Annotated in this window: 17 protein-coding genes and 1 pseudogene; 3 read left to right on the top strand and 15 right to left on the bottom strand. The window is 52.7% G+C overall.

The genetic code is table 11. From position 1 onward, the window contains the following. The 9 genes and pseudogenes from C772_RS16445 to C772_RS13660 all read right to left on the bottom strand — a co-directional run. A pseudogene (locus C772_RS16445) lies at positions 1–406 on the bottom strand (immunity protein YezG family protein); the annotation flags it as partial. Positions 407–532: 126 nt separating this feature from the next. After that, entirely contained in the window at positions 533–847 is a 315-nt protein-coding gene (locus C772_RS16195) for a YrhA family protein (RefSeq protein WP_008300903.1), read from the bottom strand. A 46-nt stretch (positions 848–893) separates the two neighbouring features. Further along, positions 894–1,310: an immunity protein YezG family protein gene (locus tag C772_RS13685; protein ID WP_407637221.1), complete on the bottom strand. Its 417-nt coding sequence runs from the start codon at positions 1,308–1,310 to the stop codon at positions 894–896. A gap of 6 nt (positions 1,311–1,316) precedes the next feature. Further along, entirely contained in the window at positions 1,317–1,733 is a 417-nt protein-coding gene (locus tag C772_RS13680; RefSeq protein WP_008300901.1) for an immunity protein YezG family protein, read from the bottom strand. After that, positions 1,730–2,137 carry an immunity protein YezG family protein gene (locus C772_RS13675; RefSeq protein ID WP_008300899.1) on the bottom strand — a complete coding sequence of 136 codons (408 nt, stop codon included), beginning with the start codon at positions 2,135–2,137 and terminating at the stop codon, positions 1,730–1,732. The genes C772_RS13680 and C772_RS13675 overlap by 4 nt, the downstream gene beginning before the upstream one ends. Before the next feature lie 207 nt (positions 2,138–2,344). Beyond that, on the bottom strand, positions 2,345–2,758 hold the full coding sequence (locus C772_RS13670; RefSeq protein WP_008300897.1) for an immunity protein YezG family protein: 414 nt from the start codon (positions 2,756–2,758) through the stop codon (positions 2,345–2,347). A 12-nt stretch (positions 2,759–2,770) separates the two neighbouring features. Further along, positions 2,771–4,414 carry a T7SS effector LXG polymorphic toxin gene (locus C772_RS16190; protein WP_008300895.1) on the bottom strand — a complete coding sequence of 548 codons (1,644 nt, stop codon included), beginning with the start codon at positions 4,412–4,414 and terminating at the stop codon, positions 2,771–2,773. A 257-nt stretch (positions 4,415–4,671) separates the two neighbouring features. Then, entirely contained in the window at positions 4,672–4,845 is a 174-nt protein-coding gene (locus C772_RS16690; RefSeq protein WP_160162851.1) for a hypothetical protein, read from the bottom strand. 28 nt (positions 4,846–4,873) lie between these two features. Next, positions 4,874–6,301, bottom strand: a complete 1,428-nt coding sequence (locus C772_RS13660) for an aldehyde dehydrogenase family protein (protein WP_008300891.1) — start codon at positions 6,299–6,301, stop codon at positions 4,874–4,876. A 92-nt stretch (positions 6,302–6,393) separates the two neighbouring features. On the opposite strand from C772_RS13660, the gene C772_RS13655 reads away from it, so the two are divergent. From C772_RS13655 to C772_RS13645, 3 genes are all read left to right on the top strand, one after another. Next, complete coding sequence (locus tag C772_RS13655; protein WP_008300889.1) at positions 6,394–7,242, top strand: aminoglycoside N(3)-acetyltransferase; 849 nt, start codon at positions 6,394–6,396, stop codon at positions 7,240–7,242. Between the two features lie 66 nt (positions 7,243–7,308). After that, positions 7,309–8,580: a GIY-YIG nuclease family protein gene (locus C772_RS16905; RefSeq protein WP_008300888.1), complete on the top strand. Its 1,272-nt coding sequence runs from the start codon at positions 7,309–7,311 to the stop codon at positions 8,578–8,580. Positions 8,581–8,670: 90 nt separating this feature from the next. Then, positions 8,671–8,919 (top strand): hypothetical protein, encoded by a 249-nt coding sequence (locus C772_RS13645; protein WP_008300887.1) that lies wholly within the window; start codon positions 8,671–8,673, stop codon positions 8,917–8,919. Positions 8,920–9,120: 201 nt separating this feature from the next. Here the strand turns inward: C772_RS13645 and moaA are convergent, their stop codons facing one another. From moaA to C772_RS13615, 6 genes are read right to left on the bottom strand one after another with little or no spacing between them, the layout of a single operon-like run. After that, on the bottom strand, positions 9,121–10,137 hold the full coding sequence (gene moaA, locus C772_RS13640; RefSeq protein ID WP_008300886.1) for a GTP 3',8-cyclase MoaA: 1,017 nt from the start codon (positions 10,135–10,137) through the stop codon (positions 9,121–9,123). 16 nt (positions 10,138–10,153) lie between these two features. Then, positions 10,154–10,714 (bottom strand): molybdenum cofactor guanylyltransferase, encoded by a 561-nt coding sequence (mobA, locus tag C772_RS13635; RefSeq protein WP_008300885.1) that lies wholly within the window; start codon positions 10,712–10,714, stop codon positions 10,154–10,156. Then, the gene (gene moaD, locus C772_RS13630; protein ID WP_008300884.1) at positions 10,714–10,947 is read right to left on the bottom strand and encodes a molybdopterin converting factor subunit 1; all 234 of its coding nucleotides are present in this window, start codon (positions 10,945–10,947) and stop codon (positions 10,714–10,716) included. Before moaD ends, mobA begins: the two co-directional genes overlap by 1 nt. Further along, positions 10,944–11,384: a molybdenum cofactor biosynthesis protein MoaE gene (locus C772_RS13625; RefSeq protein WP_008300883.1), complete on the bottom strand. Its 441-nt coding sequence runs from the start codon at positions 11,382–11,384 to the stop codon at positions 10,944–10,946. The genes moaD and C772_RS13625 overlap by 4 nt, the downstream gene beginning before the upstream one ends. Further along, complete coding sequence (gene mobB, locus C772_RS13620) at positions 11,371–11,895, bottom strand: molybdopterin-guanine dinucleotide biosynthesis protein B (protein WP_008300881.1); 525 nt, start codon at positions 11,893–11,895, stop codon at positions 11,371–11,373. Before mobB ends, C772_RS13625 begins: the two co-directional genes overlap by 14 nt. Further along, entirely contained in the window at positions 11,883–13,127 is a 1,245-nt protein-coding gene (locus tag C772_RS13615; protein ID WP_035002456.1) for a molybdopterin molybdotransferase MoeA, read from the bottom strand. Before C772_RS13615 ends, mobB begins: the two co-directional genes overlap by 13 nt. Positions 13,128–13,151 lie beyond the last annotated feature (24 nt).

The following is a 13,151-nucleotide window of genomic DNA, read 5'->3' as shown; positions in this document are numbered from 1 at the left end:
TACGCGTCCCGTACTTGGCCTTCCATGCTTCGCGCTGCTCCACCATATCCTGCTTTCTAAGATCTTCGCAGCCATACTCCACATGAAATTGGCCGCTGCTTTCAAGGATGAAGGTGAGGCTTGTCCATGGCTCCAGTCCCTGCTCCTTAAAAGCATTTTGCAGGTCAAGGACCCGATCGGCCAAATCACCTTCGCGGTCCTCAAATTCTCCTTCGTCCAGATCAAAGTGATTGGGGATGTGATGGCTCAAAACGGGCGTTCTTTTGTCAGCCGGATAATAATAGAAGTATTCGGTAGAGAAGTCTTCTCAGCCTTCGACGTACAGGAATATTTTGTTCCACGCTTCTGGTATGAGGTCATTTAAAGCATGAGCGACCTCTTGGAAGATTTCCTTTTGATCTGGCATCAACTTCATCCCGCCTTCTATAAGACATCATTGATCGAGTTGGTGACGAGCTCCTCAAGACAACCGAACTCCTGGATTTGATCTCCGCTGGGTTTATCCAGTTCGTAAAACTTATTGTCTGTCAGGTCAATACCAGGAGATATTGGAGTCGGCCAAGAAGATGTATCTGCGGTTCCATTCTTGTTCCCACCAGATTCTGTTGGCAGCGTAAAGGCTGTTGTTTTGGTCCTCTTGATAAATGTTGTAGATGACCAAACCGTTGAATCGCAATCCGTTAGAGGTCTTCATCAAACTCATATAATCGCTGATAAAAGCTTGATTCGACGTCTTTTCCCCAGCCCATTTTTTAAACTCATCGATCAACAATCTGGATGCTGGCGGCTCAGGAAGCCGTCCGGAATGTTGGAACCTTTTATTAACGACCTCCATCTGCTTTTTCATCTTAGTCCGTCTCTCTCCTGGTGAACATTTATGATGAAATCCAACTTTACTTCCCGTACTTGGCCTTCCACGCCTCTCGCTGCTCTCCGGGATCGACTTCGCTTAAATCTTCATAGCCGTAGTCCACCTTGAACCGGCCGCTTTTCTCCAGGATGAAGGTAAAGCTTGTCCACGGTGTCTGCCCGTCTTCCCTGAAAACCCGCTGAAGGGTAAGCCCTGTTTCGCCAAGCTCATACTCCTTCATCTCGAAGTCATCCGAGTCCATATCAAACCGCTCCGGAATGTCGTGGCTGAGCACCGGACCTGTGCCCTCTGCAGGGTAATAAAAGAAATAGGCGGTTGATGAATCATCCCAATCTTCCACGTAAAGAAGAACCTTTTCCCATTGCTCAGGGATCAGGTCATTCAACTGATTGGCGAGTGCTTGATAAATCTCTTCCGCTTTCCGAGCCAAATGCTTCACTCCCCGTTACTCGCCGAAAACATGCTTTGTTTCCCAGCGATCCTGTTTTTCAATCGGATCAAGGTTAGACAAGTCCTCATACCCGTACTCCATCTTCATGTCTCCGCCGCTTGCCAATGAGAATGTGAGGTTCGTCCAAGGTTCCTTTTCCTGATCCGCGAACTGCATCCATAGCGATTTTTGCTGATTGTAGAGGCTTTCTTTCAACTGATTAAAATGCTCTTCGTCGACTTCGAACCTGTCAGGGATATCCAAGCTGTAAACCGGTTCTCCGCCATGGGAGGGCACATAGAAGAAGAAGGAGACATAGTACCCACCCCAATATTCGGTGTAGAGTTTGACCCAGTTCCATTCTTCCGGAATCATGCCGATGACTGCATCGGCAATTTTCTGATACAACTCTACCAGCTGTGATGTGTTCATGTTCCCGCCTCAATCCCGTACTTGGCTTTCCACGCTTCGCGCTGCTCCCCGGGGTCTGCTTCCGTCAAATCTTCATATCCGTAATCGACATGGAATGTTCCATCACGGTTGAGAATGAAAGTGAGATTTGTCCAAGGCTCCTGTCCATTCGGCTCGAACGCTTTCTGTAGTGACAAGGCGGTACGTCTAATCTTGCGTTCCCGCTGATGGTATTCCATTTTATCAATAGCAAAGCGCTCTGGAATGGTATAACTCAATATCGGTTTTTCACTGCTTTCAGGGTAATAGTAAAAATAGGCTGAGGAGTACCCTTCCCAGCCTTCTACATAGAGTTTTACGTTCTTCCACTCTTCCGGTATCGTTTCATCAATTAACTCTGCGATTTCTTGGTAGATTTCTTTCATTTTCTCCTCCTTAGAGAAGCAGCCAGTTGCATCCTCATTCCAATCCCTTTCTATGTATCCCATCATTATCTTCTATTCAACATAGTTACGGATATGCACGAGGATTCCTAATTTAGAAGAAAAGATGAGGAAAGCCCCGGTCCAATGGGCGGATAGCGCCAAAAACCGGCAGAAAACATACCCACTTCCGGTTTTTTAGTCATCGTTCTATTCAATCCGGTATTTGGCTTTCCAAGCCTCTCGTTTTTCACCCGGGTCTAATTCTGTTAAATCCTCATATCCGTATTCAGCCTTGAACGTGCCGTCATGATTTAAGATAAACGTGAAGTTCGTCCATGTTTCCATTTCCTGTTCGCTGAACATCTGTTGAAGATTCAGAACCGTCCTTCTCAGCTGACGTTTCTGCAGAATAAAATCATCTGGATCCACAGAAAAAAGGTCCGGGATATCTAAGTTTAGAATCGGCTGAGTGTTACTTACCGGGTCGTAGTAGAAGTAAACGGTAGAGTAGCCTGGCCAACTTTCAGCATAAAGCTTCACAGTGCTCCATTCCTCAGGAATCATTTCGATGATTTGTTGCGCAATTTCTTCATAGCACTTATCTATTTGTTCTGTAGTCATTATAGTCACTCCTTAATAGTTAGGAAGTACGGCATCAAATTTTTCATTGTCAATTTTGTATTCAATTTCAAACTCAACGGGCCTATTCGAATTACCTTCATAAACAGGTCGAATATTCACCTCAACTTTCTTTGGGGGAGAAGCATCAAGAGCCTTCTTCCACTGGTTTTCAATTGATTTGTATGCACCTTGATTCAATTTTCCATTCATAGGAACAAGGTTATCAATATCCCCAGAACCATTGAAAATACTGGCAATCAAATGACCACCATGGTCATCTCCTTTTCGGTCTACTCCTCCAACATTACTTTGAGCATACTGATTACGCTTGGCCTGGCCCTTTGTCAGCTTTCCACTAGCACTTTGAATTCTCCCTAAACTGTCCGTTCGATACTTATATCCATGAGAACTTATATATTCAACATTCGCACTCAGCACCTTCTTCCGGTTTTGCCGTGTATACTGTTTTCCGTATTCGACAGGTACGACGGTTACCTTTGATGCATCTGTAACCTTCTTGGACGGCGTGTCTTTGACTTTGACAGGCTTATGATTCGTTGTCAGAGAGAGAATGCCTTTTTTGCCGATTTTCCTGAGAAGGCTCTTTGGGTCTACGTAGTGGATAAAGGCCAGTGGTGTCTCATCAAACATGTTGTCCAGCTCACGTACGCCACCGTCTACGAATTCTTCTTCCACTTCTGATGCAACTTCGTATTTCACTTCGCCCGAGAAGTTGGTGTATTCCCTGATGATGAGCCCGTTGTCGTACACATGAAAGCGGAGGCTGGCGTAGTTGCCGTATGCCGACCGCTCGATGGTTTCTTTTTTCCCGGCTTCAAGCGCCTGGTAGATCGACGCAGCAACCTCGGTGCCCACCAACAGCTGATCGTCCCCCAATGCGCAGGCTTTGATGGCTTCGGCTTCCGCGTCCTCGATCGCGGACCGCACTTCATTGTTATAAGTGAGGACCTTCCACTGGGATTGTTCGAACTCAGTAAGCAGGGACCCTTCCTCAAACAGGCCCGCCAATCGGACAACCCAGTCCGTCATTTGATTGACTGCGTCAAACAGCCCCCTCAATGAACCGGCTGTATCTGCATCAAACTGATTTAAGTGCTCGACGGTATCATCTTTCTTTTTCCGGCTGTCACGAACACCTTCCTGTACGACACTGTCGTCCAGATGCGGCAGGGCAACGATGTCCGATACACTGTCCATGATGGCATTGGTCTCGTTGGTCAGTCTATCCGTCAGACGGCCGATTTCGATAAGGCCCTGCTCCACTTCCGCCTCAAGAAACGGCTCATCGATGTAGCCGTCAGGTGATGGCTCAAGTGCAGACAGTGCCGAAGAGATATGGGCCATGGCAGACGTCGCCTCATCACAGAACATGATGGCATATTTCAAAAAAGGAATGTGGCAGGCTTCATAAAACCCCCGGATCGCCGAACCGCCCTCTCCTTTGAATGCCTCTCCCATTGAGATCAGCTTCTCTGTCTGTGCCAGGAGCGGCTCCAGTTCCCCCTTCAGCCTGGTGAGCATCTCCCCGTTTCTGTCCAGTCCCTCTTCCAGCAATCGAACATCCAACACTTTATCCGGCCGATTGGCCAAGGTAAAGCCAATATGAGCCAAAGAAACAGCCAGTTGGGTCCCCATTCCCATCCCTTCCTTTTATCCCATAGTTATCTTCTATTCTATCGGGATACGGCTGAGCGGGAGCGAAGTTTCTTGAATTGGAAGAAAAGAGGAGGAAAGACCCGGGCACATTAGGCGGAAAGCACCAAAAAACCGGAAGAGGGATGTCCTCTTCCGGCTTCTGCATTACGGGGAGTACCTTTAAGCCTAGAATGATTACCTTAAATGACTGAGTGTTTACCCTGGCTATTCGAGTGATTACCCGTCGAATAAAACACTCATTGTTTCAACCCGAACAGCACTCTTTTCAAAACACCTATCATCAAACCGACAAACAGGATGATCAAAACCAGATAGCCGGTTGGCAGTTCTCCGCTATAGGCACTATAAACTACTGCTGAAACGATGATGACCAACAGCAATAAAAACCAGTCAAGCTTATCCAATCTCATCATTTCACACAACCTTTAACGAGATCACTCAAAACTTCGTCTTGACCGTAATGAACTTCAGCTCGGTCATGCCGTCGATGGCGTATTTGACGCCTTCGCGGCCGTAGCCGCTCATCTTGACGCCGCCGTACGGCATGTTGTCGACGCGGAATGTCGGGATGTCGTTGATGATGACGGCGCCGGCTTCGATTTCGTCGGCAGCTTTCATCGCGGATTCGATGTCGCGCGTGTAGATGCCGGCGTTCAGGCCGTACTCCGAGTCGTTGACGAGGTCGATTGCCTCGTCCAGGTCCGAGTACTTCATGATCGTGACGATCGGTGCGAACACTTCCTTGCAGACGACGTTCATGTCCGGTGTGACGTCAGTCATGACGGTCGGTGCGATGCCGTTCTGGACGCGCCCGCCTCCTGTGCGGACGGTTGCGCCGGCTTTTTTGGCCTCCTCGATCCATTCCATGGCGCGGCCCGCCTCTCCCGGGTGGATCATGGAGCCCACGTCAGTCGCTTCGTCCGCCGGGTCGCCGATCTGAAGTTTCCCGGTCTCCGCGACGAATTGGTCCACGAATTCATCGTAGATGCTGTCGTGTACGTACACGCGCTGGAGAGAGATGCACACCTGGCCGGCAAAGCCGAATGCGCCGGTGACGGCACGCGGCATGATTTTCTCGAGCGGTACGTCCGGTTCGACGATGAGCGCGGAGTTCGAGCCGAGCTCGAGCGTCAGCTTTTTCAGGCCGACCTTCGACTTGATGTCGAGTCCGACCGGCACGCTTCCGGTGAACGTCACTTTCTTCACGAGGTCATTCGTAATGAGCGGATCGCTCAGCTCGCTTCCGCTCCCCGTCACGATCTGGAGGGCGCCGTCCGGCAGTCCCGCCTCCTTGAAAATCTCGGCAAGCGCCAGAGAAGATAGCGGCGTCTGTGTGGCCGGCTTCAGGACAACCGTGTTGCCCACTGCGAATGCCGGGCCGAGCTTGTGTGCAACCAGGTTCGACGGGAAGTTGAACGGCGTGATTGCCGCGACGACGCCGAGCGCCTCCCGCTTTGTCCAGCCGATGCGGTCCGTCACGCCAGGCGCCGCGTCCATCGGCACGGTCTCGCCCGAAAGCGATTTGGCCGCTTCCGCCGAGAACTGGTACGTCGCAATGGTCCGGTCGATCTCTCCTCGCGCCGTCTTGATCGGCTTTCCGGCTTCCTTCACGAGAAGCTGCGCCAATTCTTCCTTCCGTGCCTCGATCAGATCGACGGCCCGGTAAAGCAGTTCAGCCCGCTCATAGGCCGGCCATTTCCTGAATTCAAGATACGCCTCATGGGCGCCTTCAATTGCCTGTTTTACATCTTCTTCATCCGCTTTTGCAACGGTTGCAATCACTTCCTGGGAATACGGCGACTTCAGCTCATACGTGCGCGCCGCGTCCTTCCATTGCCCATTGATCCACAGTTTCCAAGTTTCCATTTCCCAGCACCTCCCTAAAATTATTCTATACCCGTTCCGCCCGCCGACCAAATCAGGTACTCTTATTAAAACGATTTCAGGAGGAAAGAACGATGAACGAACTGGATGTTGTGCTCCGGACAGGGGAATTCATTTCAAAAGAAACGGTTAAAGCGCATCTGGTTCATGCGGGTATCGGGAAAGGTGACCGGATCATTGTTCACACTTCGCTGAAAAAGGTCGGCTGGGTATCCGGCGGTGAACAGGCCTTTGTCGAGGCGCTGCTCGAAACCGTAACGGCAGACGGAACGGTCGTCATGCCGTCCCAGTCCTCGGACAACTCGGACCCGAGGCACTGGATGATGCCCCCCGTTCCGGAAGAATGGCACGAGCCGATCCGCCGCACGCTACCGGCCTATGATCCCCATCTGACGCATCTGCGCGGGATGGGCAAGGTCCCCGAGTGTCTCCACCGCCATCCCGAAACGGTCCGAAGTCCACATCCTGCCCACTCATTCATTGCTTGGGGGCGCGACTCGGCGGAATGGATGCGGGACCATCCGCTTGAGGACTCCTTCGGGGAGGGTTCCCCGCTCGGGAAGATGTACGGCTCCGGCGTAAAGATCCTGCTCGTCGGGACCGGGTATGATTCCTGTACGGCGCTGCACCTGTCGGAATACCGGGCACCGGGCCTCCAGACATACCGGGACGGCGCGGCCATGCTGGTAGGCGGCGAGCGGAAATGGGTCGAATACGACATGGCCGATCTGGAATCCGACGACTTCCCGCCGCTCGGCTTGGCGTTCGAGCGCGAGCATCCGGAAGCCGTTACCCGCTGCAAGATCGGCCAAGCGGATGCCCGCGTGATTGACATGGACCTGCTGGTCGACTTCGGGGTGGAGTGGATTGCGCTGTGGCGGGAAAAGAAAAAAGTATCAATGGTAGAAAAAAGAGGGAAATAAATATAACTCCCGAAGTATTAGTTAAGGAGCACATCCATTGCCTTAAACCAAGGAAGGGGTGGTGTAATGAAGTTTTTGAACAGTTTCTTTGGAAAAAGAAATAAGAAGCAAAGAGAAGATCCGCAAGAGAACATCGAGAAAAAACAATCTATCAGTAGCTCAAATGTAGGTATAAAGATAGCCTTATCTTCTAATGACAATGGAACCTCAATCTCATCAACACCTATTGGAGAAATTACCGGTAGTACAGCAGATGATTTTTATGTATATGAATGGTTTATTAAAGATACCGGCGAAGTATTCTATGTTGGAAAAGGCCGTGGCGATCGATACAAAGCTTTCCACAATCGAGCATATGAAGCTGAAAAAATTCGAAGAAATTTTGATACATCATATCGTTTTGTTGGCACTAACTTAAGTGAAGAACAAGCAGTAGAGTTAGAGAGCAAAGAAATTTCTCGAATACTAAACGAAACAAATGATAGATTGACTAACCGCATTGTGCCTTACCTTACAAAAAGAGATAACGGTTACAATCCTAGCCCTAAAACGCCTGAACTAAAATTTGAAACAGCTCCTTTTTTATATGCAAGCGAGATAGAAGAACATTACTTTGGAATAACACCACGATCCTTCGACAGAGTAGATCCGGAAAACTTAAAAAGAATTGTTTTAATCTCTAAAAGTATAAGAGACGAGGTCAATATTGTTTATAACGGCAAGCTAGACGATTATTTAGCTCAAACAAGAGCATTACTATCGAAAAACGGCAGTATCATACTTAAAAGTAAATTTGCAAAGTCAGTCTCTGCTTGGGTATATATTGGTGATGATTACTTAAGTAATTTTGAGAGAGACCAAGAGCAGGCATTGGAGAAACTTGGCCGCAATATACCAACATACCATTTAATTGATGTTTGGAAATATTTAAGAAGTGTCTATGGTGATACTGGAGAAATATCAACTGAAGTGCTAGTAAACCCATCCCACAATCGTGTTCCCCTTACTGATATAAAGAACCTCCAAAACTGGGAAAAGGGATACGATGAAGGACAACCCTTTTGGGAAGAAGGAGAAAAAGAACGTAAAGAGGGTAACCTTCAACGTGCAATTGCTTTATTTGATAAAGCAAGGTACAACGGATATGATGCCCCAGCGTTATACAGATCGTACGCAATGGCATATAGAAAACTGAAGGATTATGACAATGAAGTCGCAATTATTGACGAAGCTATAGAACGTGCAAGTGACCAAAACAATACTACTATTAGACAATTAAGAGAGCGTCGTATAAAAGCACTCGAACTCAAACAAAAATCGGAAACATCAATACGCTGAATACAAAGAGAACTATTCGAAAGAAATGGCGTTTTAATCCCACTATACTCCGGGTATATTGTGGGAAATCGAATGAAGTGGGGGATGGATATGGCGAAAAAGGAACCGTTCATGGAAGAGACGTACGAGGACCGGAAGCTCCGCGAAGAGCTGGGGCGGCGGACGAATGCGGGCTTTGCGCGGCTGGAAAATATGGAGATGGAAGCTGGGGCGATTGATCTTCCGACTGATGAGACCGTGCTTGAGCCCCTGTCCGAAGAAGAAATTAAGCGCCGTGTGGGATCTGGCAACTACGAGGCCGCAAAGGATGACAAGCAGACAGGCTCCATCAACAGCTGACGAATGGACGCATCGTTGCGGCTTTTTTGTATTGGGCGGATGCTGCTGTCAGGGAACGTTGACATACTGGAGTGAGACGTTAACATAGTCAATTGAAACGTTGACATACTCGACTGAGACGTTAACATAAGCGCTCATCAAAACAGGGCTGACACAAGAGGCGGATCATTCCGCTCCGTGTGTCAGCCCTGTTCTCCTGTTTCAGCCGCCGATATACGACATGCCGATTTTCTTCCGGTTGCGCGCGGTCTGTTCGGTGCGTTCGTCGGAATAGCGGTCAGCCCGATTTTCCCAGACGCCCGCGATGGCCGCCATGAGTTCTTTATCGGTAGCTCCGTCCCTGATCAAGCCGCGCAGGTCGAATCCGCCTTCCGCGAACAGGCAGGTGATCAGCTTGCCGTCGGATGAAAGGCGGGCACGGGTGCATGTCGAGCAGAACGATTCCGACACCGAGGTAATAAAGCCTATTTCCGCGCCGTGGTCCTTGTGTCGGTAACGCTTGGCGACTTCCCCGTAATAGTCCTGCCCGACCGGCTCGAGGTCGTACACATCGCTGAGCCTGTCGAAGATTTCTTTTTTCGTGACAACGTCCTTGAAGCTCCAGCCGTTGTCATTGCCGACGTCCATGAATTCAATAAACCGGAGCGTGATGCCCCGTTTTTTGAAATAGGCGGTCATCGGCAAAATCTCGGAATCGTTGACTCCTTTTTTCACGACCATGTTCACCTTGATCTCGAAACCGACGTCCTTGGCGTAGTCGATCTGCTTCAGGATACGCGATGGGTCGACGCCCCGGCCGTTCAGTTCACCGGAGATGACTGGGTCCAGGGCATCGAGGCTGATGTTCAGCCGGCGCAGGCCCGCATCATAAAGCGGCTGGGCATGCGCGCCGAGGAGCAGCCCATTCGTCGTGAGGCCGATGTCTTCGATACCGCCGACGGAGAGGATCCGCTCCACCAGTTCCGGAAGCCCCCGGCGCATCAGCGGCTCACCGCCGGTCAGGCGGATCTTCTTCACGCCGGCGTCCGCAAACAGGCGGGTGAGCCGGTGGATTTCCTCGAATGTGAGCAGTTCCGACTTCGGGAGGAAGGCGTAATCATCCCCGAATACCTCTTTCGGCATGCAGTAGGAACATCTGAAGTTGCACCGGTCGGTGACGGAGATCCGAAGATCACGGATCGGCCGCCCGAACCGGTCAGTCAAAGGCTGTCGGGTCATGTTCGCTTCCTCCTTCTCATTGCTCGTTCGGCGTATTCACGTTCCGGAATACGGACAGGTCCGGATTCAGTTCCCGCGCGTCGATCCATTCTGTCTCCAAAGAATCGAGAAACGGCATGACGCCGCGTTCGCCACGTGCGAGTGCTTCTCCGATTCGGCCGGAAAGTACCCCGCTCCAGACACTGAACAGCGGGATCGGATGGTCTTTCGTGCGGACGGCGGTCACATCCGCATCCGGGTCAGCCAGCGTGATGAGCTTCCTCACTTCCATCGGGCCGATGCCGGGCATGTCGCACGGTATCACGGCGAACCCGTCTGCGGGCCGCAGTTTCATTGCAGAAAAGATACCGGCAAGCGGACCAGTTCCGGCAATCTCCGAAAGATCCGTGATGACATCCGCCCCGCCGAAACGCTCCACGTGTTCCGGCCGGGCGGAAACGATGACTTCACTGCAGCCGCCTTCAAGGAGCGCTTCATGCGCCCGCTCCCAGAACAGCCAGCCTTCGTAATCGGCAAAGGCCTTCGGAGATCCGAACCGCCTGGACTGGCCACCTGCCAGAACGATTCCCGTCGTCATTAGCCGCCGCTTACCGGCGGGATAAATGCCGCGGTGTCGCCTTCAGCGAGGACGTCCCCGTCCAGGGCATACTCCTCATTGACCGCAACGCGCGCGCCGCCCCCGCGGATGCCCGGATATTTTTCTTCGGCCCATTCCAGCAGCTCCCCTACAGTCCTGCCGGCAAGCGGGGCCTTTTCTTCCGGGACACCCGTCAGGTCCCGGATGCCCGCGAAATATAGAAGGTTGATCATGTGTTCCGCACCTCCGGTTTTTTGTTCTGATCGCCGATCCATTGCTCGCCCGTTTCCCATATTTCCTTTTTCCAGATCGGCACGTCCTGCTTGATCCGCTCGATCGCATATTCATTGGCTTCATAAGCGGCTTTCCGGTGGGGTGAGGAAACGGCGATGACAACGGCGACTTCGCCCACGTCCAGTTCGCCGATCCGGTGGGCGATCGCGACGCGGGTCCCTTCCCACTTTTCCTCAATCTCCCCGCCGATCTGGGCCATCTTCTTTTCCGCCATCGGCACGTACGCCTCATAGCTCAGATAAAGCGTCCGGATGCCCTTTGTCCACTCGCGGACATGGCCGGTGAACGTGACGACGGCCCCTGCCTCGGGACGGAGAACGTGGTCCGCATAGCGCTGCGGGTCGATCGGCTTGTCGGTGATTTCATAGATGGACATGGCCTGTACCCCCTTTTAGCCAGCGGCCGAACCAGCCGCGGATGGCTTCTGTGTCTTCTCTTGCAATGATTTCCGGCGCGCCGGGTGCCTCAGTGCCTGCCGTGATGGCGAGCCGGATGTCCGGAAGGCTTTTCAGCTGTTCCCAGTCCTCCGCGCTCCGCACGAGGACGATTTTTTCGAACGGCGCCTGTTTAAATCCCTCGACAAGGACAAGGTCCGGCCGCACCGCGGCCGCCAGGCGGATCATCTGAAGAGGACCGGTTTCCGCTTCTCTTATATGAAGCTGGATCACCCCGTCTCCCGATACGGCGGAAACCGCCGCCCCTTCCCGGAAGAATTTCATGCTGTCGGTTTCCGAATCGGGCAGTGCCGGCGGGCCGCCGTGGCCATGGTGCTTGACCGTCGCCGTCCGGAGTCCTCGGGACGAGGCTTCCGCGATCAGGGTCCGGATCAGTGTCGTCTTTCCGCTGTTCTTGAACCCGGCGACCTGGAGCACCCTCACAGTTTCCATTGTGTGCTGCCTTCCTCAACGCCGAGCAGAAGGACGTCGACCTCATCTCCCTTTTTGAATCCCCGCGTCCCGCCCGGCAAGACGATCATCGCATTGCCGCGGGCGATCGAGGATACCGCGTTGGACTTATTAAAGCCGGCGGGCGATGCCGTGTTGCCATCATAAACTGCCCGGACGAAACGGGTGAACGGGTTCGGCTTCGTGAAGTCCTCGCCGAGCACCGCTTTTGTATGAGGCAAAAATAGCTTGTCCGCACCCATCATCTTGAGGAGGGCCGGGCGCGTGAACAGCTCGAAGCCGGTAAAGCAGGATGACGGGTTGCCTGACAGGCCAAACAGCAGCTTGCCGCCGCCCGCAGCGACCGTTGTCACGCTGCCGGGCCGCATCGCGACTTTGTTGAACAGCACTTCTGCGCCGATCTTCTCGTAGACGGCCGGCAGATAGTCGAAGTCGCCGACCGATACCCCGCCGGTCGTAATGAGGGCATCCGTCTCGGTAAGCGCCCGTTCGACCGTCCCGATGACGGCGTCCAGATCGTCCGCCTGTGCACCGTACGTCCGGCATTCGATGCCCATCCGGCGGAGCTGTGCCGCGATCATCGGGCCGTTGCTGTTGCGGATCTTGCCCGGCGCAAGCGGCTCGCCGACACCGACCAGTTCAGTCCCGGTGGCAAGAATCCCTACAACCGGGCGCCGGGCGATCTTGACGTGCGCGTAGCCGAATGTCGCGAGCACCGCGACCGTCCCTGCATGGATGTAGCTTCCGGCGGGGACAACTTCCTCGCCTTCCGCCAGGTCCTCCCCCTTCAGCGAGACGTTCTCAAGCGGTTCAAATGGCTTGCGAATCGTGAAGGTGTCCCCGTCCTCCACCGTCTGCTCGAACATGACGATGGCATCCGCCCCGTCCGGAAGCGGCGCGCCGGTCATGATGCGGGCGGCCTGCCTTTCGCCAAGTGTTTGATTCGAGACACTGCCAGCTTGAATTTCATCGATGACGGAGAATGGGATCCGGTTGCTGCCGGAAGCGCCCTCGGTGTCCTTGGAGCGAACAGCGAACCCGTCATATGGCGACCGGTTAAACGGCGGCACCGGATGGGAGGCGGTCACCGGCTCGGCGAGGATCCTGCCCGCGCTTTCCTCGAGCGGGACGGTCTCCGTCCCTGCCGGCACCGCGTGTGCGAGCACCCGCTCCACCGCCTCCCCGACCGGTATCGGTTTCCGAATTTCCACCATCATGACCGCCTCCTGTTTGCATCT

Source organism: Bhargavaea cecembensis DSE10, from assembly GCF_000348905.1.
Classification (GTDB): domain Bacteria; phylum Bacillota; class Bacilli; order Bacillales_A; family Planococcaceae; genus Bhargavaea; species Bhargavaea cecembensis.
This window is presented reverse-complemented; position numbering and strand designations above follow the sequence as displayed.

Excerpts from the sequence above, each read along its gene's own strand:
- C772_RS16195 (WP_008300903.1), bottom strand. The coding sequence starts at position 847 with ATGAAAAAGCAGATGGAGGTCGTTAATAAAAGGTTCCAACATTCCGGA.
- C772_RS13680 (WP_008300901.1), bottom strand. The coding sequence starts at position 1,733 with ATGAACACATCACAGCTGGTAGAGTTGTATCAGAAAATTGCCGATGCA.
- C772_RS13675 (WP_008300899.1), bottom strand. The coding sequence starts at position 2,137 with ATGAAAGAAATCTACCAAGAAATCGCAGAGTTAATTGATGAAACGATA.
- C772_RS13670 (WP_008300897.1), bottom strand. The coding sequence starts at position 2,758 with ATGACTACAGAACAAATAGATAAGTGCTATGAAGAAATTGCGCAACAA.
- C772_RS16190 (WP_008300895.1), bottom strand. The coding sequence starts at position 4,414 with ATGGGGACCCAACTGGCTGTTTCTTTGGCTCATATTGGCTTTACCTTG.
- C772_RS16690 (WP_160162851.1), bottom strand. The coding sequence starts at position 4,845 with ATGAGATTGGATAAGCTTGACTGGTTTTTATTGCTGTTGGTCATCATC.
- C772_RS13660 (WP_008300891.1), bottom strand. The coding sequence starts at position 6,301 with ATGGAAACTTGGAAACTGTGGATCAATGGGCAATGGAAGGACGCGGCG.
- C772_RS13655 (WP_008300889.1), top strand. The coding sequence starts at position 6,394 with ATGAACGAACTGGATGTTGTGCTCCGGACAGGGGAATTCATTTCAAAA.
- C772_RS16905 (WP_008300888.1), top strand. The coding sequence starts at position 7,309 with ATGAAGTTTTTGAACAGTTTCTTTGGAAAAAGAAATAAGAAGCAAAGA.
- C772_RS13645 (WP_008300887.1), top strand. The coding sequence starts at position 8,671 with ATGGCGAAAAAGGAACCGTTCATGGAAGAGACGTACGAGGACCGGAAG.
- moaA (WP_008300886.1), bottom strand. The coding sequence starts at position 10,137 with ATGACCCGACAGCCTTTGACTGACCGGTTCGGGCGGCCGATCCGTGAT.
- mobA (WP_008300885.1), bottom strand. The coding sequence starts at position 10,714 with ATGACGACGGGAATCGTTCTGGCAGGTGGCCAGTCCAGGCGGTTCGGA.
- moaD (WP_008300884.1), bottom strand. The coding sequence starts at position 10,947 with ATGATCAACCTTCTATATTTCGCGGGCATCCGGGACCTGACGGGTGTC.
- C772_RS13625 (WP_008300883.1), bottom strand. The coding sequence starts at position 11,384 with ATGTCCATCTATGAAATCACCGACAAGCCGATCGACCCGCAGCGCTAT.
- mobB (WP_008300881.1), bottom strand. The coding sequence starts at position 11,895 with ATGGAAACTGTGAGGGTGCTCCAGGTCGCCGGGTTCAAGAACAGCGGA.
- C772_RS13615 (WP_035002456.1), bottom strand. The coding sequence starts at position 13,127 with ATGGTGGAAATTCGGAAACCGATACCGGTCGGGGAGGCGGTGGAGCGG.